This is a genomic window from Pediococcus cellicola (genome assembly GCF_001438655.1).
In the GTDB taxonomy this organism is placed as follows: domain Bacteria; phylum Bacillota; class Bacilli; order Lactobacillales; family Lactobacillaceae; genus Pediococcus; species Pediococcus cellicola.
The window spans coordinates 88,063-108,020 of sequence record NZ_JQBR01000004.1; the positions used below are offsets into that span (position 1 = coordinate 88,063).

Genomic DNA, 19,958 nt, shown 5'->3' on the forward strand with positions numbered 1-19,958 from the left:
GTTAGTACATTTTGATAAACAAAAAAGTTCTCAAAGAGAATTTTCTCTTTGAGAACTTTTCTAAGTAAGCACAAAATTACTTGTTTGTAATTGCGTTACGTGCTTGTTCACTTAAGTTGTAGAATGCATGGATACCTTTGTATTGTGCAACTTCACCTAATTGATCTTCAATTCTCATCAATTGGTTGTATTTAGCAATACGTTCCGTACGACTCATTGAACCAGTCTTGATTTGGCCAGCGTTCAAAGCAACAACTAAGTCAGCAATGGTTGTATCTTCTGTTTCACCAGAACGATGAGAAACGATTGCTGTGTAGCCAGCTTCTTTAGCCATTTCAATTGCATTAACAGTTTCTGTTAATGTACCAATTTGGTTCAATTTAATCAAGATAGCATTACCAACACCCATCTTGATTCCCTTAGCAAGGTAGTCAGTGTTTGTAACGAACAAGTCGTCACCAACGATTTGAACTTTCTTACCAAGTTTTTCAGTAGCCATTTGCCAATCTTCCCATTCGTTTTCATCCAAAGGATCTTCGATAGAAACAACTGGGTATTTGTCAACGATACCATCAAGTAAGTCAACAAATTCTTCAGCAGTATATGACTTGCCGTCACCCTTTAAGTCATACTTCTTTGTTTCTGTATTATAGAATTCAGAAGCAGCACAGTCAAAGGCAATTGCAATATCTTTTCCTGGTTTGTAACCAGCACGCTTGATAGCTTCAACAAGGATTTCAAATGGTTCCTCGTTGTTCTTCAAGTCAGGAGCAAATCCACCTTCATCACCAACAGCTGTAGAGTAACCTTGTTCGTTTAACAAGTTCTTTAAGTTGTGGAATGTTTCTGAAGACCAACGAATTGCTTCTGTAATTGTTGGTGCACCAACAGGCATAATCATGAATTCTTGGAAGTCAACATCGTTATTAGCATGTTTTCCACCATTGATAACGTTCAACATTGGTGTTGGTAAAACATGTGCGTTGAATCCACCTAAGTAGTTATACAAAGGAATTTGGAGTTCATCAGCAGCAGCACGAGCAGCAGCTAAAGAAACACCTAAAATTGCGTTAGCACCTAATTTTGCTTTGTTTGGAGTACCATCAAGCTTAATCATAGCTTGGTCAATTGCTAATTGGTCAGTTACTTCATAACCAACAATTTCCTTAGCAATTAATTTGTTAACATTTTCAACAGCCTTGGTGACACCTTGGCCCATGAATTTGCTTTTGTCGCCATCACGAAGTTCAACAGCTTCATGTTCCCCAGTTGAAGCACCAGAAGGAACGATTCCACGACCAAAGCCGCCATCTTCTGTGTATAATTCAACTTCAACAGTTGGGTTACCACGTGAATCTAAAACCTGACGTGCATAAATATCAGTAATAAGTGACATATTGTAATTTCTCCTCACTAAATTTAGTAAATTCTGTTACAACTTAATTGTATTACAAAACTGCTTTAAAATTAAGCATTAAAACGAACTAATTCCAAGAATGAATCTGGGACAAGACTTGCACCACCGACTAAGCCACCATCGATATCCTCTTTACCCATCAATTCTTTAACGTTAGCAGGTTTTACACTACCACCGTATTGAATACGAACTTTATCAGCCGTTGTTTGGTCATATAACTTAGCAACAGTTTCACGAAGAACTTGGCAGACTTCTTGTGCTTGATCGCTTGAAGCAGTCTTTCCAGTTCCAATTGCCCAGATTGGTTCATAAGCAATAACAAGTGAAGCCACTTGCTCTGCTGATAAACCTTTAAGTGCGTTTGTGATTTGGCCTGAAACCCAGTCATTAGTTTGACCGGCTTCGCGTTGTTCTAAAGTCTCACCACAGCAAATGATTGGTAACATGTTGTTAGCAAAAATTGCTTTGGCTTTCTTATTAATATCTTCGTCTGTTTCCTTGAAATATTGACGACGTTCTGAATGGCCGATAATGACATAGTCAACACCCATTTCAGAAAGAACTTTAGGTGAAGTTTCACCTGTGAAAGCACCTTCATCTTCAAAATAACAATTTTCAGCAGCAACCTTTAAATTAGACCCTTTAGCAGCATCTAATAAAGCTTGTAAATCAACCGCAGGAGCACCAATAACTGATTCTACTTTATTGCTTTCAGGAAGTTGATCCTTAACAGCATTAACAAATTCAGTTGTTTCCTTAGGGTTCTTATTCATTTTCCAATTTCCAGCGATGATTGGTGTACGCACAATAATACTTCCTTTCATATATGACAAACCATGTTTATATAACAGCAAAAAGCTTGAAAAAGTTTTCAAGCCTGCTGCTATCTATTTGTCTGAAATAGCTGCGATTCCTGGTAAGGTCTTACCTTCAAGGTACTCAAGGGAAGCACCACCACCAGTAGAAATATGAGTCAACTTATCGCCAACACCAAGTTGTTTAACAGCAGCAGTTGAGTCACCACCACCAACAATTGTAGTTGCATCAGTTAAAGTACCCAAGAATTTACCTACTTCAAGAGTTCCTTTAGCATAGTTACTCATTTCGAAGACACCCATTGGGCCATTCCAAACAACAGTCTTAGCATCTTTCAAGACATCTTCGAATGCTTTAACTGATTTAGGTCCAATATCAAGTGCCATATAACCATCAGGAATATCACCTTCGACAACCTTGCTTGGCACATCATTATCGAATTTTTCTGCAACAACATTATCTGTAGGAAGGACGATCTTGTCGCCAGCCTTTTCTAAGATTTGTTTTGCTAATTCAATCTTGTCTTTTTCAACAAGTGAGTTACCAATTTTAAGACCTTTAGCTGCATAGAAGGTATATGTCATACCACCACCGATAATCACTTTATCAGCTTTATCAAGTAAATGATCGATGACGCCGATCTTATCAGAAACCTTAGCACCACCTAAAATAGCAACAAATGGATGCTTAGGATTGTCAACGGCATTACCCAAGAATTTAATTTCTTTTTCCATTAAGAAACCAGCAGCAACCGGTTTATTTTCAGCCTTCATAGCTGTAGCAATTCCCACATTAGAAGCATGTTCACGGTGAGCTGTACCAAAGGCATCGTTGACGAATTCATCACCGAGTGAAGCCCAGTATTGACCCAATTCAGTGTTATTTCCGCTTTCTTTTTTACCATCAAGATCTTCAAAACGAGTGTTTTCAAATAACAACACATCGCCATCTTTCATGTCAGCAATGGCATCTTCCAATTGTTTACCACGTGTAGCTGGAACAAATGTGACAGGTTTGCCCAATAAGTCTGACAAACGTTGTGCAACTGGACGCATTGTCAAAGCTTTCTTGTCGTCTTCAGTCTTTACACGACCAAGATGTGAAAATAGGATTGCTTTACCATCATGTTCAATAATGTATTTAATTGTTGGTAATGCTGCAACGATACGGTTATCGTCGCCGATCACACCATCTTTTACAGGGACATTAAAGTCAACACGCATTAAAACTTTTTTGTCTTTAACGTCTAAATCTGAAACTGTTAATTTAGCCAAAATTTGTTCCTCCTGTTTAAGAAATTTAGTTTTTTCTATTAAAAAAGGCGGAGGAAGTTTGCCTCCCTCCGCCTTAAACCGTTAGACGGTTTTGAAATTTACAAACTTAAAGATTTATTTAATCTTAGAGAGTAGCAAACTTCAATAAAGTACGTACCATTTGGCAAGTGAAGCCGTATTCGTTGTCGTACCAAGCAACAGTCTTAACTAATTGCTTGTCACCAGCGGTTGTAACTTCAGTTTGTGTTGGGTCGAAGATTGAACCGTATGTTGTGCCGATAACGTCACTAGATACGATTTCATCATCGTTGTAACCAAATGATTCGTTGTTTTCAGTATGTTTCTTAATTGCAGCATTAACTTCGTCAGCTGTAACGTTCTTACCTAAGATAGATACTAATTCAGTCAATGAACCATCAACAACACCAACACGTTGTGCATGTCCTTGTAACTTACCATTCAATTCTGGGATTACAAGACCAATAGCCTTTGCAGCACCAGTTGAATGAGGAATAGTGTTAACACCGGCAGCACGAGCAGCACGTAAGTTTCCACCACGAACTGGGCCATCAAGTAACATTTGTGTACTTGTGTAAGCATGGATAGTTGTCATTGTACCTACTTCAATACCAAATTCTTGGTTTAAGAAGTAAGCCATAGGTGCTAAACAGTTTGTTGTACATGAACCAGCAGAAACAATCTTGTCATCTGCAGTTAAAACGTCATCATTAACGTTGTAAACAACAGTCTTAAGGTCGTTACCAGCAGGAGCAGAAATCAGAACACGTTTTGCGCCAGCATCCAAATGAGCTTGTGATTTTGCCTTTGATGTATAGAAACCTGTACATTCAAGAACAAAGTCAACACCGTCTTCTTTAACCCATGGAATATCTTGTGCTTTAGGTTCTGCGTAAACACGGTATTTCTTGCCATCAACGATGATGGAGTCTTCTGTTGCGCTAACTTCACCAGGGAAAGTACCATGTGTTGAGTCATACTTCAATAAGTGTGCCAACATTGCTGGACTTGTCAAATCATTGATAGCCACAACTTCGATATCATTTGACTTTGCGCCTAATTCATAAATACGACGGAAAGCTAAACGACCGATACGTCCAAAACCATTAATACCAATCTTTACAGTCATACTAAGATTTCCTCCTTTAGGAATCTAAAAAATAATTTTTATTTTAAAAAGTGACGTTTGTAACCAAACATTACTTTTTTAAAATCAAGTTTGCGGCACCTTCATCAGTTATTAAACATGTCTGATGTGGTGCTAAATTCATGTAAGATACAATTGCCTGCGCCTTCGTATGACCACCCGCAACTGCAAATACATGATCGATTGAATGGATACGCTCTAATTGTAATCCAATTCGAGGTACCTTATAGACGATGTCACCCGCCTGATTATAGAAACATCCGAATGCTTCACCGACAGCTTTCTTTTGTTCAAGAAGATGCATAATGTTAGGATCAACTTCTCTTCTTTCAGCCATCTCATCGGCTCGTCCAATTCCATGAACAACAACATTGCTTTGTTCAATTAGTTTTAAAACCATTTGAACACTTGGTTCCTCTAACAACGGTTGATAGGTTTTTTCACTTAGCGTTTCAGGCACATACATCGACTGGCTTTCACCATGTGTACGATCAGCCATAATTGAACAAACTGTATTAGCTTGCATAGCAAGTGATTGTCCCATACCACCACGTCCGGGAACAAATGTAAGTTGTCGCTTCGTGGATAGCTCGGGGGTAAATTGATAAGCAACTTGAGCCATTGTATGACCCCCCATCACCACTATTACATTATTACCCTCCGGCAAGATTTTTGCAAGTGTATCATTTAGAATTGTGCCCATATTATCTAACACACGATCTTGAAAATCACAATCGCCTGTCATAATAAAACACCGGTCAATGCCCAAGATTTTTGCTAAATCACGTTCAGACTGTTGCAATCCGAGCAAATCATTAACTAAATCAGTTAAACCTTCTAAGACAGATGTGCCCTCTTTAGTCAATGTCATCCCAGCAGGCGAAATATCAATTAATCCTAACTGTCGAAGCATGTCGGTATGTGTTCGTAACCCACGCTCACTCATATTAAGATGCAAAGATAAGCCGCGCCTACCAATCGGAGCCATCAAAGCAATACTTCGTAGAACTGAAAAACGCTTTAAAAACACATCCACCATGTCAGGCGCAATTGCTTCTAGCCATTTCAACTCATTTTGCATGATTTATTGCTCCTAATCGGGACATAAAACGACCATATGTGTCATTAGACGACCCAACAAATTCAAAATAAATGGCACACAACCGCCGAAATTCTTTAGTTGTATACCTCTCACTTACATACTGTATTATATCAGGTGCTGCCCTTCAATGCAACTCAAAACAATACTGCCATTACTCAAAACGTTTGCGTGCCGACGAGGAAGCGATGTTCAGACTCTCACGATATTTGGCAACCGTCCGACGCGAAACCTCAATCTTTTGATCTGCCAATTTTTTAACAATTTTGGCATCTGAAAGCGGCTTTCTTTTATCCTCTTCATGAATAAATTTTTGTAATAAGCGCTTTACTGAATCAACAGACAAGCCCTCAGGAGAAGCATCTGTTTTGGCAACCGCGCTACTAAAGAATGATTTTAACTCAAAAGTTCCAAAGCGTGTTTGCAGATACTTACCGTTGACCGAACGGCTAATTGTTGATTCATGTAACCCCAACTTTAACGCCACATCTTGTAAAAGTAGTGGACGTAATTCTTTCGTCCTCTCCAAGAAGAAGTCTCGCTGATAAGAGACTAATACACGACCTACTCGCAAAATTGTGCTTTCTCTTTGATCCAGACTACGCGCAATCCAATCAAATTCGCGTTTCTTTTCTTTCACATAGTCTGTGACTTCATCATCCTTGCGCTGCAACATTTGCTGAAAATAACGTTTTTGGAAATGGACCTGTGGTTTGGCTGCCTTTGACGTCCGAATACTTAACTCCCCATTATCATTTTCGACAATAAGATCTGGAAAGACATATTGAGAAGCTTCTGAATGAAACAGTGCACCAGGCTTAGGTGTTAACGTCCGAACATAATCAAAAACCTTCTGAACTTCTTTTAAGTCCATTTCTCTTTTCTTAGCAATTTGCTGCCACTTTCGATTAGCTAAGGCTTCAAAGTCTTCTCTAAGAATTTCAACGGCTGCTGCAGGCGCCCAGTCGTCATTCTCTGCTTGTAGTAACAAACATTCTTGTAAATCTTTAGCCCCAACACCAGGTGGATCAAGCTGTTGAATTAACGTAATGGCATCGACAACCTCGACTTTACTAGCCTTTGTTTTTTGGATAGCCTCATCAATCGAAATTTTTAGATATCCATTTTGATCAATGTACTCTAGCAAAAATAATACAAGGTTGCGCAATGGCGTGTCACGCATGGTTAAGTGAATTTGATCTAGCAAATATTCAAAAAGTGAGCGTCGACTATCATCAGGAATTTGACTCATATAATTATCATCCACCATATTGTGGTGAACCGGAATAGCCGATTCTTCACGGCTATTTGTGACACTAATTAGAGGATTTTCTAGCGCCTTCTGGTCTAAAAATTTTTGAAGTTCTTCAACATTATATTGAAGGATTTGAATCGATTGTTGCAACGTCTGAGTCATTGCCAAACGCTGAACTTGTTTTTGTTGTTGATGTAGGCCTTGTTGAAGCGCCATGTTGCTCACCTCGCTTAAATAAACTTGTTTTTTTAAAGTTAATACAGTAAAATTAATGAAGTAGTTTGCGCCGTTAGTGTAGTGGATCGCACGCAAGATTCCGGTTCTTGAAACGCGGGTTCGACTCCCGCATGGCGCATTTTTTTGTACACTCATTTAAGTAATTTATAACTTTTTTGATCATCTGCTTAGATTGAAAGTCGATGATCGTCATGAAAAGGGATTCATTACTTAATTAATTATTCAGCACAGGACACTATAAGTCAACCAAAACCATTTATAAGTGATATCTTTCGATGGGATAAGTTCACTTTACCCCATTATGAATCAAAATTTGAATTACAAGTTAAATTGTTTGACCTTTATTGACCTTAGCGGTAAGCTGTAAACATATTAGTGATGAGCTAATAAAACTAAAGATGAAATTAAAGGGAGGCTACTAAGTTATGAACTTGGTTCCAACAGTTATTGAACAATCATCACGTGGCGAACGTGCTTATGATATTTACTCTCGTTTACTAAAGGATCGCATTATTATGCTTTCTGGCCCGATTGATGATGATGTTGCTAACTCAATTATTGCCCAATTGTTATTCCTAGATGCTCAGGATTCAGATAAAGATATTTATCTGTACATCAACTCTCCAGGTGGGGTTGTCACTGCAGGACTTGCCATTTATGACACCATGCGCTTTATTAAGTCGGATGTACAAACCATTGTTATGGGAATGGCAGCTTCTATGGCAAGTGTCTTGGCATCCTCTGGAACAAAGGGGAAACGATTTGCCTTACCACATTCAGAAGTTTTGATTCATCAACCTTCTGGTGGTGCCCAAGGACAACAAACTGAAATTGAAATTGCAGCAACTCAAATTTTGAAGACTCGTGAAGAATTAAACCAAATTTTGGCAAACAATTCTGGTCAGCCTTTGGAAACTATCAATCGTGATACTGAACGTGACCATTACTTCTCAGCTCAAGAAGCTGTAGATTACGGTCTCATCGATGCGATTATGGAAAACAACGCTGAGTTAAAATAATAGACAAATTAAAATGGTGCACTCAAAACTGGGTGCACCATTTTTTTGTATCAAGTTATGCGCGTAACTTTTCCGCATATTCATTTAATTTACGAAGTCGATGGTTGATCCCAGATTTTGAAATTGCACCGCTAGGAATCAACTCCCCTAGTTCTTTTAAGCTGACTTCTTGATTATCTAACCGAACACGCGCCACTTCTTGTAGTTTGGGAGGTAAGTTGTTCAGACCAACCACCTCATCAATATATTTAATATTGTTAATTTGCTTAGTAGAAGCATTAGCTACCTTGGTTAGGTTTGCATTTTCACAATTCACTAACCGATTCACAGAATTACGCATATCGCGTAAAATACGAACATCTTCGAATTTGAGCATAGAATTGGTTGCGCCGATTAAAGACAAAAAGTCTGCAATACGTTCTGCCTCTTTTAAATAGACAATATATCCACTACGGCGCTGCGTCGATCGCGCATTTAAATCGTAACGATTCATCCATTCCATCAACATGGCATTATGCGTTTCATACAGGGAATAAATTTCCAAATGATAACGGCTGGTCTCCGGATTGTTGACTGAACCACCCGCCAAAAATGCGCCCCGCAAATAAGAACGAATTTCGCCTTCTGTAGTCAACAATTCATCCGGAACCTTTTCATTAATTTGATACCCATCTGCCAAAATGGCTAAATCTTCTAAAATAAACTGGGACTTGGTCATTAAACGTACAATGTACAAATTATTTTTCTTCAATTTCATTTTACGTCTGACGATCAATTCAGCTTCAACGTCATAAAATTTCTTTAAAAGTGCATAAATTCGCCTTGCAATGGCAGGGTTTTCGGTTTGAATACTTAAAACTAACTGGCGATGAGCCAAATTAATTGACCCATTCATTCGAATCAACGCCATTAACTCTGCCTTGGCATTTTTCGAGCGAACGTCCAAGCCAGTTAACTCTTTTTTCACTTCACTTGCATAAGACACGAAAGCCCCTCCTTTCAAGTTAGTTTAATCACACGCTTTGGGATTCCCCGCAACATTAAACAATTCCTGTGCCACGCGGTCACCATCATGAAACGCCCCATGATCACGTAAACACAAGAAGTTATCAGAAACCACACGACAATTTTGCGCCCGTAAGCCCTTAAAATTGGACCGTACTTGAGTCGAGTACTCATCATAACGATTATAATCCATGTAATTATCAGGTACTTTAGCTGTATTCACCAACACTGTATCCACAAAATTTTGTCCTAAATGTCGATTTAAGACCGCTACATGATCCGAATCGGTAAAATGATCTGTCTCACCCTTCTGGGTCATGATATTACAGATATAGACCACTTCTGCTTTTGTTTTGAGCACGGCATCCCCAATGTTTGAGATCATAAGGTTGGGTAAAATACTTGTAAATAGGCTCCCCGGTCCTAAAACAATTTCATCAGCATCTAAAATGGCATCAATCGCCTCTTGGACAGCATGTGGTTTTTGTCCCGCATTCCAAGAAGTTGGCTCTACCCATACTCTTTTAATCGTTTTGTGAGCCGCGGTAATTTCAGATTCACCAGCCAACTGTGTCCCATCTGTAAATTCCGCATGTAAAACTAAGGGCTCATTTGAAGCTGGGTAAATGTGACCATCAACTTTCATCATTTCTGAAAGTTCCTGTACGGCTGAAAAAATGCCCGATTTCATTTCTGACAAGGCCGCAATTATTAAATTACCTATAGCATGCCCAGCCAAGAAACTATCATCACTCTTAAACCGGTATTGAAAAATATCCAAATTAATCTTTGGAAGTTCTGATAACGCCACAATGACATTACGAATATCACCAGGCGGAACCACATTCACATAATTTCGAATGACGCCCGATGAGCCACCATCATCCGCAACAGTCACAATGGCTGTAATATCTGCATTTTGTTTTTTTAAACTTTTAAGGATCACCGGTAACCCGGTTCCTCCACCAATCACCACAAATTTAGGGCGATTCCGTGCTGCCTGTTTCTTTGTCATGATCGATTCACAGTTTCCTTTCGTTTTTTCACATCCCGATGTTGGACGTGAACAGTATAATCTGAAGTTAAATCATCTGCAATTCTTTGCGCAATCGCCACCGAACGATGTTGTCCACCGGTACAGCCAATTGCAATCGTAACGGTTGATTTACCCTCTTTTTGGTACCCAGGCATGACATATCGCAGTAGCGAAATAAAATGATTATAAAATTTTTCGGTAACTGGCTGGTTCATGACATAATCATAAACCGGCTGGTCTAAACCAGACTTTGCCTTTAGTTCGGGAATATAATAAGGGTTAGGCAAAAAACGGACATCCATCACAATGTCAGCATCAATTGGCAAGCCATATTTGAAGCCAAACGAAACCACTTCAATATGAAATTTGCCAACAACACCATCTGAACCAAACGCTTCAAATATTTGTTCACGTAATTCACGTGGCGTCATTGCCGTTGTATCGATCACAAATTTCGCATTTGAACGAATTGGCGCTAAGAGTTCTCGCTCTTTTCGAACACCATCAACCACACGACCCTCCATGGCTAAAGGATGTGAACGCCGTGTTTCCTTGTAACGCGAAACCAGTTCCTGATCAGAAGTATCTAAAAACAGGATTTGGGATTGAATGCCAGTCAGTTCATTATCTTCGTCGGTTAGCATGTGCAGAATTTGATCGTAAAATGCACGGGAACGTAAATCGACAACCAACGCCACTTTATTGATTTTCCCTGACTCTTTAACCAGTTCCCAAAACTTGGGTAAAAGTGCTGGTGGCATATTATCCACACAGAAAAAGCCTAAATCTTCAAAGCTTTGCATGGCAACCGTTTTACCGGCACCGCTCATTCCGGTCACAATCACTAATTGCATTTTTTCGTCTGTCATTTTTTTATCCCCCATTCGCGATAGCTAATTATAACACACCGGGCGTGCCATTTTTTGAAATATTACTTATTTATTTTTAAAGTCTAAAAAAACAACGAATCATCCGGTTGCCCTCGATTTCGACTATTGAGATTCAGAAACAGAAAAAGACTGGGGATTTCCCCAGTCTCAACTCTTTTAAGCATCTAATTTGAAACTTTTTTGTTGTTTGTAGATACTGCCATTGTCCGTTGCTTATCGCGTTCCAAAACAGGTTTTAAATACTTTCCTGTATAGCTTTCTGAAACTTGCGCAATTTGCTCAGGTGTACCGGTCGCGACTACAGAACCACCACCAGCACCACCTTCTGGTCCTAAATCAATCAGGTAGTCGGCCGTTTTAATAACATCTAAATTATGTTCGATTACCAACACCGTGTTGCCCTTATCAACCAAGCGTTGCAAAACTTCCAATAAGCGTTTGATATCATCTGTGTGCAAGCCAGTTGTTGGTTCATCTAAAATATAAAAGCTTTTACCACTAGATTGTTTGTGTAGTTCAGACGCTAACTTCATTCGTTGAGCTTCTCCACCAGACAGGGTTGTAGCCGCCTGTCCAAGTTGAACATACCCTAGACCCACGTCAACAATTGTTTGTAGCTTACGACGAATCTTTGGAATTGGTTCGAAGAAGTTTAAGGCTTCTTCAACAGTCATTTCCAAAACTTCCGCAATATTCTTTCCCTTGTATTTGACCTCTAAAGTTTCAGAGTTATAGCGTTTCCCTTTACATACCTCACAGGGCACATAAACGTCAGGCAAAAAATTCATCTCAATCTTTAGAATACCGTCGCCTTTACATGCTTCACAACGGCCGCCCTTCACATTAAAGCTGAAGCGGCCTTTATGATATCCTCGTAATTTTGCTTCATTTGTTTGCGCAAATAACCCTCGAATATCATCAAAAACACTCGTGTAGGTAGCGGGATTACTCCGCGGTGTACGCCCAATTGGACTTTGATCAATATTAATGATCTTTTCAATATTGTTGACACCCGCAATTGAGCGGTATTTGCCAGGCTTTTCTGAATTATGATTTAACTTTTGTGCTAACGCCCGTTTTAAAATCATATTCACAAGTGTCGATTTTCCCGAACCAGAAACACCGGTCACAGCAATGAACTTTCCTAATGGAAAATCTACATTAATTTTCTTCAAGTTATTTTCTGCTGCGCCTTTAATTGTAATCTTTTTTCCATTTCCCTTTCGGCGTTCAAGAGGAACAGGAATGAATTTTTTACCAGCTAAGTACTGTCCCGTTAAGGAAGCTCTATTTCTTTCCACCTGTTTTGGTGTGCCAGCAGCCATAACCTCACCGCCATTATCACCAGCTCCTGGACCAATATCAATTAAATAATCAGCCGCACGCATAGTATCTTCATCATGTTCAACGATGATTAAAGTATTCCCTAAATCACGCATTTTTTTTAACGACCCAATCAGACGGTCGTTATCACGTTGATGGAGTCCAATCGAAGGCTCATCCAAAATGTATAAAACACCTGATAAATTAGATCCAATTTGGGTTGCCAAACGAATACGCTGAGCTTCTCCTCCAGAAAGTGTCCTAGAAGCACGACTCAATGTAAGGTACTCTAAACCCACGTTTCGAAGGAAAGTCAGCCGATCACGAATTTCTTTTAAAATAGGTTTTGCAATTGAGGTTTCTTGTTCAGACAAGGTCACGTGGTTAAAGAAATCGATTGCATCATCAATTGGCAAAGCAGAAACTTCACCAATATGCTGATTCATCACTTTAACACTGAGTGCCTTTCGATTCAATCGATAGCCATGACATGTCTGACAAGTTAATTCGCGCATATAACTGCGCATCACATCACGTGTAAAATCACTATTTGTTTCCTTATAACGACGCGCCACATTTTCAACCACACCTTCAAATGCAACGTCCACGTCACGTACTCCGCCAAAATCATTTTCATAGTGAAAATGAAATTTCTTACCATTTGATCCGTGTAAAACAAACTTTTGATCAGCCTTGCTCAGCTTTTCGAAAGGTGTATCCATATCGATCTTAAAAGCCTTGCATGCCTGTTCCAATAAACTAGGATAATACTGGGAACTAATTGGATTCCAAGGTGCCAAAGCGCCCTCACGCAAGGTTTTGGTTGGATCTGGAACAACCAAATCCATATCCACTTCTAATTTGATTCCCAACCCATCACAATCTGGGCAAGCGCCAAATGGTGCATTAAACGAAAATAAACGTGGTTCCAATTCGCCAACCGTAAAACCACAAATTGGACACGAATAGTGTTCTGAGAAAAGTAATGGTTCGCCGCCAATTACGTCCACTGTCGCATAACCACCACTTAATCGTAAGGCAGCTTCAAAAGAATCAAATAAGCGAGAACGAATCTCCTTTTTGACTACGATTCGGTCAATGACAATCTCAATAGTATGCATTTTACTTTTATTGAGATCTAATTCTTCTTCAATATCATGTATTTCACCATCCACACGAACGCGAACAAAACCTTCGCGTTTAATTTTTTCGAAGATTTTTTTATGTTGTCCCTTTTTAGCGCGCACAATTGGTGACATGATTTGTAATTTAGTTCGCTCTGGCAATTCTAAAACACGATCCACCATCTGTTCAACAGATTGACTCGTAATTTCCGTCCCATCATTTGGACAAATAGGATGACCCACTCTTGCCCATAACAAACGTAGATAATCATTAATTTCAGTGACCGTCCCCACCGTTGAACGTGGGTTTTTGGAAGTTGTTTTTTGATCAATAGAAATTGCAGGACTCAATCCATCAATCGAATCTACATCGGGTTTATCCATCTGTCCTAGAAATTGTCGTGCATAGGCAGACAAACTTTCAACATACCGCCGTTGTCCCTCAGCGTACAATGTATCAAACGCCAATGAACTCTTTCCCGAACCAGATAACCCGGTAATCACAACCATTTTATTTTTTGGGATTGTCACGTCGATGTTTTTTAAATTATGTGCTCTTGCACCATGAATGACAATTTTATCGTTCGCCAATTCAATTCCCCCTAGCCTATTTCAGCTTTTAGTTCCATTATTGTATCACGCAAAGTCGCTGCCGTCTCGAAGTCAAGTTTTTTAGCCGCTGAGCGCATTTGCTCGGTTAGATTGGCGATCATTTGCTTTTGATCCTTCTTAGACATGTCTTCAAAATCAGTTTCCAAGAAATTATCTTTTTTGCCCGTATCTTCAGTTTCTTTAGTGGGTGCAATCAAGTCACGAATTGATTTCTTGATTGTATGCGGCGTAATGTGATGGGCCTCGTTATAGGCTTCCTGAATCTTACGTCGTCTTGCGGTTTCATCAATGGTTGCCTGCATAGAGTCAGTAATCGTATCTGCATACATAATCACGCGTCCATGCTCATTACGAGCAGCACGCCCAGACACCTGGATTAAAGAGCGGGTGTTGCGTAAAAAGCCTTCCTTATCGGCATCTAAAATGGCAACCAATGATACTTCGGGAACGTCAATCCCTTCACGTAACAAATTGATTCCTACCAAAACATCATACTTACCCGTACGTAAATCACGGATGATCCTGGTTCGCTCTAAAGTTTTGATGTCACTGTGTAGATAAGCGACCTTGATGCCAAGCTCTTTTAGATAATCCGTTAAATCTTCAGCCATTTTTTTCGTTAAAGTCGTGACAAAAACACGTTCGTTACGTTCTGCGCGCTTATTAATTTCTCCAACTAAATCATCCATTTGTCCCATAATAGGACGTACTTCGATTTCCGGATCTAATAACCCGGTTGGTCGAATAATTTGTTCAACTACATGATTAGTTTGTGCCTCTTCATAAGGTCCAGGAGTCGCTGACATATATACAATTTGATTCACGTGTTTTTCAAATTCTTGTAATGTTAAGGGTCGATTGTCTAAAGCGCTCGGCAAACGAAAACCATAATCGATTAGTTGTTGTTTGCGGGCGCGATCACCATTATACATTCCGCGCACTTGGGGCATCGTCACATGGGATTCGTCCACAACCATCAAGAAGTCTTTCGGGAAAAAGTCTAATAATGTATACGGTGGTTCTCCTGGTTTTCGCCCATCCATAAACCTTGAATAGTTCTCAATGCCATTTGTATAGCCCATCTCTCGTAACATTTCCACATCATAAGTTGTCCGTTGTTTTAGTCGCTGAGCCTCAAGTAATTTTCCCTGCCCTTCTAACACTTTCAACCGATCTTTAAGTTCGGCTTCAATGCCTCGGATGGCAACGTCCATTTGATCCTCATTCGTCATAAAGTGGGTCGCTGGGAAAATTGCCACATGTTCTCGATCACCAACCACTTCACCAGTTAAAGCATCGACTTCACGGATACGGTCGATTTCATCCCCAAAAAATTCCACACGAAGCGCATGTTCGTCATGAGAGGCTGGAAAGATTTCAACCACATCACCATGGACACGAAAACGGCCCCGTTGAAAATCAATATCATTACGCTCAAATTGAATGTCCACTAATTTTCGTAGTAACTGATTACGTTCAATTTGTTGTCCCACTCGTAACGAAACGGTATGATCTTTATACTCTTTGGGATCACCTAAACCAAAGATACTTGAAACAGATGCCACCACAATAACATCGTTGCGTTCTAATAAAGAACTCGTCGCAGAATGGCGTAATTTATCAATTTCATCATTAATTGAAGAGTCTTTTTCGATATAAGTATCGCTGGATGGCACATAGGCCTCGGGCTGATAGTAATCGTAATAACTGACAAAGTATTCAACGGCATTATTCGGGAAAAATTGCTTAAACTCTCCATAAAGTTGCCCTGCCAAAGTCTTATTATGGGACAAAATTAAAGTAGGTTTATTGACCTGTTGAATCACATTGGAAATGGTAAACGTTTTTCCAGTACCGGTCGCCCCTAAGAGAATTTGTGCCTTTTCTCCGGTATTAATTCCTGAAACTAATTGTTGAATTGCTTTAGGCTGATCACCCGTTGGTTTATAGTGAGAAATCAGCTCAAACCTATTATTATCAGTACGATCTATCATTTGCAAAGCCCTCCACTTCGTTCACAAAAAAAGGAAAGCAATTGCCTTCCCTTTTAAACAATGTTTCAATTTTAACACACCGAACATACTTTCGCCATCAACTTGTTTAATCGATAATTTTTCGAGTAATTTCGCCTAATTTGGCCTGATCAGTAAACTTTTCTTTCAACAAATCAGGCAAAACTTCATGTAAGAAATACTGCACGGATGCCAGATCTTTGAATTGCACAATTGTACTTAAACTCTCCTTATAGATCTCTTCATAAGTCTTTTCAGGGTTTCCCTTTTGAATTTCACCAAAAGACTCGTATAATAAATCAATTTTATCAGCCACAGACAAAATTTTTCCTTCTAGCGTTCCGTCCTTTCCCTCTGATAGACGGCGACGATAGGCCTTACGAAACTCACTTGGAATTTCATTATTAACAAAGTTTTCGGATAAAGAGTCCTCCACGTCGGCTAGCATTGCCCGTAATTTAGGGGTGGCATATTTCACCGGTGTTTTGATATCACCAATGAAACGTTCATTATAATCATGATTCAGTGCTTTTTCATATAATGATTTCCAGTTTACTTTTTGACCACTATTTTCTTCAACATCCCCTAAAAACTGGGCAATCTGCGTAACTTTAAATGAATGTTCAGCAACCGAATGCTTTTGATATTTAAAAATTCCCGGCGCGCGTACTAAAGTCTCTAAGTTACTTAAACTTTTGATGTATTGATGAATTCCCATCAGTGGCCTCCTTAACTAAACTGAACCTCTGCTTAACAATTCTTATTTATGCTTTGATGAACTGATCAATCGCTTGCTCAAAAGCAGCAATCTTTTCCTTTGATTCTTGATTACTTTTGCCTACAGTCCCCACATAGAACTTAATTTTAGGTTCCGTTCCAGACGGCCGAATGGCAATCCAAGTACCATCATCTAACTGATACTTAAGCACATTTGCGACAGGCAAGGCAATTTTTTGGCTGCTACCATCACTAAAGATTGTTAACTGTTTTTCAAAATCTTCTAAAGCCGTAATTCGATGCCCAGCAAAATCAGTAGGACGTTCCTCACGGAATTTGGTCATTAAGGACGCCATTTGTTGTTGACCGTCCACCCCAGGAAAATCTTTGGAAATGGTTTTTTCAGCGTAATAGCCATACGTCTCAAAAAGCGCTTGGAGACCATCATACAAAGTCTGGCCTTGTTTGCGATAGTAAGCCGCGATTTCAGCTAATAACACAATACCCTGAATTGCATCTTTATCGCGTACAAAAGGTTTAACCAAATAGCCATAGCTTTCTTCAAAGCCAAACATGAAAGTGTGTGCCTGCGTTTCTTCATAGTGCTGAATTTGATCAGCAATAAACTTGAATCCTGTCAGCACATTGACCATGCCAACCCCATGCGCTTCTGCGATCTTAGTTGCCAATTCACTAGAAACAATTGATTTGACTGCCACGGCATTTTCAGGTAAAGTTCCCGCTTTTTGCCGTGCTGTTAAAATGTAGTTCAGCATCAACGCCGCCATTTGATTTCCTGTCAGCAAGCGATAGTCACCATTAGGCTGCCGCACTGCCGCTCCCAATCGATCGGCGTCTGGATCTGTGGCCACCAACAAATCAGCTTGCTGTTTTTTGCCTAATTTAATCGCTAAATCAAAGGTTTGCGCAAATTCGGGATTGGGAAATGGCGTCGTGATAAATTCGGGATCTGCAATTGCTTGTTCTGGCACAATGGTAAAATCGTTAAATCCAGCATTTTGTAAAGCACGATTGCCTAAAACTTTCCCAGTTCCATGTAAAGGTGTATAAATCAATTTCATATCCGAACCGTACTTACGGATTAGATCAGTATCAATGGTCACCGTCTTTACTTTTGCAAGATAAGCGGCATCCACATTTTCACCAATTAGTGTCATAAGCCCGTTTTGTCTCAGCTCATGTTCACGAGCAACTGGAATATCAAAAATGTCAGTTACCTTACGGATATACTGGGTAATTTTATCTGATTCTGTTGGTGGCATCTGGCCGCCATCAGGTCCATAGATTTTATAACCATTATACTGTTTAGGATTATGACTGGCCGTAATCATGATGCCAGCATAAGCATGTAAATGGCGAACCGTAAATGAAAGTTCGGGTGTCGGACGCATATCATCAAAAACAAAACTAGGAATTTGATGCTTTCCCAAAACATGAGCTGCTTCATGTGCAAACTCTTCTGAATGATATCTTGAATCAAAACTAATCGCGACGCCACGTTGTTTCGTTTTGTTATTCAATTCATCCATGAAGTTAGCTAACCCCTCGGTTGCTTGACGAACTGTATAAATGTTCATCCTGTTAATTCCGGGGCCCATTACACCACGCATACCTGCCGTACCAAATTCCATTGGCGCATAAAAAGCTTCCTCAAGTTCTTTATCTTGTCCTGCTAATTCGTTTAATTCAGCCTTTAAACTCGGCTCTAGATCCTGACGTGTCGTCCACTCTTGATATGTATCTTTCCAATCCAAGTCATTACCCCCAAATATTGGCGAAATTTTTCAACACTTTAAGTATACAACATTTCACACCCAGGATTAAAACGTTTTCCTCACCTTTACAGCAGCCTATCTATTTTTTAATAATAAAAAAGTTTCGCAGAGTTCACTCCACGAAACTTTAAGAATTATTTAACTGTTGTTTTAGCCTTTAAATCTTGAATATACGAGAAGACCTGTTGTCCTGCAATACCACCCTCGCCAACTGCAGTTGCAATCTGACGGAGATCTTTTTGACGAACATCTCCGACAGCAAAAATGCCAGGGACGTTTGTCTGCATATGGTCATCAGTTGGAATCCAGCCATTTTCATCTAGAATTGGTAAGTTATGCAAATTATCGGTCATTGCATGGTTTCCCACATAAATGAAAACACCAGAAGCATCAATAAAACTATCTTCACCAGTTTTATTATTATTGACCTTCACGCCGGTAACCTTTTGATCATCACCCACAATTTCAGTCACATTACTGTTCCAAACGAATTCCATCTTCGGATTAGCAAAAGCACGTTCTTGACTAATCTTTTGCGCACGTAATTGATCCCGCCGATGAATAACCGTGACTTTAGAAGCTAACTGTGTCAAGTAGATACCTTCTTCAATCGCAGAATCACCGCCACCAACCACAATCAGGTGCATGCCCTTGAAAAAGGCTCCATCACAAACCGCACAGTAGGAAACACCGCGGCCACTATAAGTATCCTCTCCGGTTACGCCTAACTTCTTATATTCTGAACCCGTGCCAATTACCACAGCCTTAGCATTAAAACTATCCGTATCCGTTTTAACCGTTTTAAAATCACCGTGATCTTCAATTTCTTGCACACTGCCGTATGCATACTCGGCACCAAATTGAATCGAGCTGTCATACATATCTTTTGCCAAATCCGGTCCTAAGATAGATTTGAATCCAGTATAATTCTCAATTGCTGCCGTATTATTCATCTGCCCACCGTAAATACCACGGTCTAACATAAGCACAGATAAGTTTGCCCGTGACGCGTACAAAGCGGTTGTCATTCCTGCCGGCCCTGCGCCAATTACAATAACGTCGTACTCTTTTGCCAAATGTCTTCCCCTCTCTCCTATTTTGATAATAAATATACTATCTTCTTACCAGAATGTCTACTATTTTGCTTACAAAAAGTTAGCT

At 39.7% G+C, this 19,958-nt stretch carries 15 protein-coding genes and 1 tRNA gene; 2 read left to right on the plus strand and 14 right to left on the minus strand.

The window, feature by feature from the left end; translation table 11 throughout:
• Positions 1 to 76: 76 nt before the first annotated feature.
• From eno to rpoN, 6 genes are all read right to left on the minus strand, one after another.
• Positions 77 to 1,396, minus strand: a complete 1,320-nt coding sequence (eno, locus tag IV80_RS04855; RefSeq protein ID WP_057750370.1) for a phosphopyruvate hydratase — start codon at positions 1,394 to 1,396, stop codon at positions 77 to 79.
• A 71-nt stretch (positions 1,397 to 1,467) separates the two neighbouring features.
• The gene (gene tpiA, locus IV80_RS04860; protein ID WP_307723479.1) at positions 1,468 to 2,226 is read right to left on the minus strand and encodes a triose-phosphate isomerase; all 759 of its coding nucleotides are present in this window, start codon (positions 2,224 to 2,226) and stop codon (positions 1,468 to 1,470) included.
• 78 nt (positions 2,227 to 2,304) lie between these two features.
• Positions 2,305 to 3,507 carry a phosphoglycerate kinase gene (locus tag IV80_RS04865; protein ID WP_057750375.1) on the minus strand — a complete coding sequence of 401 codons (1,203 nt, stop codon included), beginning with the start codon at positions 3,505 to 3,507 and terminating at the stop codon, positions 2,305 to 2,307.
• 124 nt (positions 3,508 to 3,631) lie between these two features.
• Positions 3,632 to 4,654 carry a type I glyceraldehyde-3-phosphate dehydrogenase gene (gap, locus tag IV80_RS04870; protein ID WP_057750378.1) on the minus strand — a complete coding sequence of 341 codons (1,023 nt, stop codon included), beginning with the start codon at positions 4,652 to 4,654 and terminating at the stop codon, positions 3,632 to 3,634.
• A gap of 70 nt (positions 4,655 to 4,724) precedes the next feature.
• Entirely contained in the window at positions 4,725 to 5,753 is a 1,029-nt protein-coding gene (locus tag IV80_RS04875; protein ID WP_057750382.1) for a sugar-binding transcriptional regulator, read from the minus strand.
• A gap of 172 nt (positions 5,754 to 5,925) precedes the next feature.
• A complete protein-coding gene (gene rpoN / locus IV80_RS04880) occupies positions 5,926 to 7,242 on the minus strand; it encodes an RNA polymerase factor sigma-54 (protein WP_057750698.1) in 1,317 nt (438 codons plus the stop codon).
• A 67-nt stretch (positions 7,243 to 7,309) separates the two neighbouring features.
• On the opposite strand from rpoN, the gene IV80_RS04885 reads away from it, so the two are divergent.
• Both IV80_RS04885 and clpP read left to right on the plus strand, forming a co-directional pair.
• Positions 7,310 to 7,381 (plus strand) — tRNA-Arg (locus IV80_RS04885).
• Positions 7,382 to 7,688: 307 nt separating this feature from the next.
• Positions 7,689 to 8,282 carry an ATP-dependent Clp endopeptidase proteolytic subunit ClpP gene (gene clpP / locus IV80_RS04890; RefSeq protein WP_057750385.1) on the plus strand — a complete coding sequence of 198 codons (594 nt, stop codon included), beginning with the start codon at positions 7,689 to 7,691 and terminating at the stop codon, positions 8,280 to 8,282.
• A gap of 55 nt (positions 8,283 to 8,337) precedes the next feature.
• Here the strand turns inward: clpP and whiA are convergent, their stop codons facing one another.
• From whiA to trxB, 8 genes are all read right to left on the minus strand, one after another.
• On the minus strand, positions 8,338 to 9,267 hold the full coding sequence (gene whiA, locus IV80_RS04895) for a DNA-binding protein WhiA (RefSeq protein WP_057750388.1): 930 nt from the start codon (positions 9,265 to 9,267) through the stop codon (positions 8,338 to 8,340).
• Positions 9,268 to 9,291: 24 nt separating this feature from the next.
• Entirely contained in the window at positions 9,292 to 10,302 is a 1,011-nt protein-coding gene (locus tag IV80_RS04900; protein WP_057750391.1) for a gluconeogenesis factor YvcK family protein, read from the minus strand.
• Complete coding sequence (rapZ, locus tag IV80_RS04905; RefSeq protein WP_057750394.1) at positions 10,299 to 11,192, minus strand: RNase adapter RapZ; 894 nt, start codon at positions 11,190 to 11,192, stop codon at positions 10,299 to 10,301. The genes IV80_RS04900 and rapZ overlap by 4 nt, the downstream gene beginning before the upstream one ends.
• Before the next feature lie 185 nt (positions 11,193 to 11,377).
• Positions 11,378 to 14,251, minus strand: coding sequence for an excinuclease ABC subunit UvrA (gene uvrA / locus IV80_RS04910; protein WP_057750397.1), 2,874 nt, complete (start codon positions 14,249 to 14,251; stop codon positions 11,378 to 11,380).
• A gap of 11 nt (positions 14,252 to 14,262) precedes the next feature.
• Positions 14,263 to 16,266: an excinuclease ABC subunit UvrB gene (gene uvrB / locus IV80_RS04915; protein WP_057750400.1), complete on the minus strand. Its 2,004-nt coding sequence runs from the start codon at positions 16,264 to 16,266 to the stop codon at positions 14,263 to 14,265.
• Between the two features lie 106 nt (positions 16,267 to 16,372).
• Positions 16,373 to 17,002 (minus strand): YfbR-like 5'-deoxynucleotidase, encoded by a 630-nt coding sequence (locus IV80_RS04920; RefSeq protein WP_057750404.1) that lies wholly within the window; start codon positions 17,000 to 17,002, stop codon positions 16,373 to 16,375.
• A gap of 46 nt (positions 17,003 to 17,048) precedes the next feature.
• Positions 17,049 to 18,776, minus strand: coding sequence for a phospho-sugar mutase (locus tag IV80_RS04925; protein ID WP_057750408.1), 1,728 nt, complete (start codon positions 18,774 to 18,776; stop codon positions 17,049 to 17,051).
• Positions 18,777 to 18,931: 155 nt separating this feature from the next.
• Complete coding sequence (trxB, locus tag IV80_RS04930) at positions 18,932 to 19,873, minus strand: thioredoxin-disulfide reductase (RefSeq protein WP_057750411.1); 942 nt, start codon at positions 19,871 to 19,873, stop codon at positions 18,932 to 18,934.
• Positions 19,874 to 19,958 lie beyond the last annotated feature (85 nt).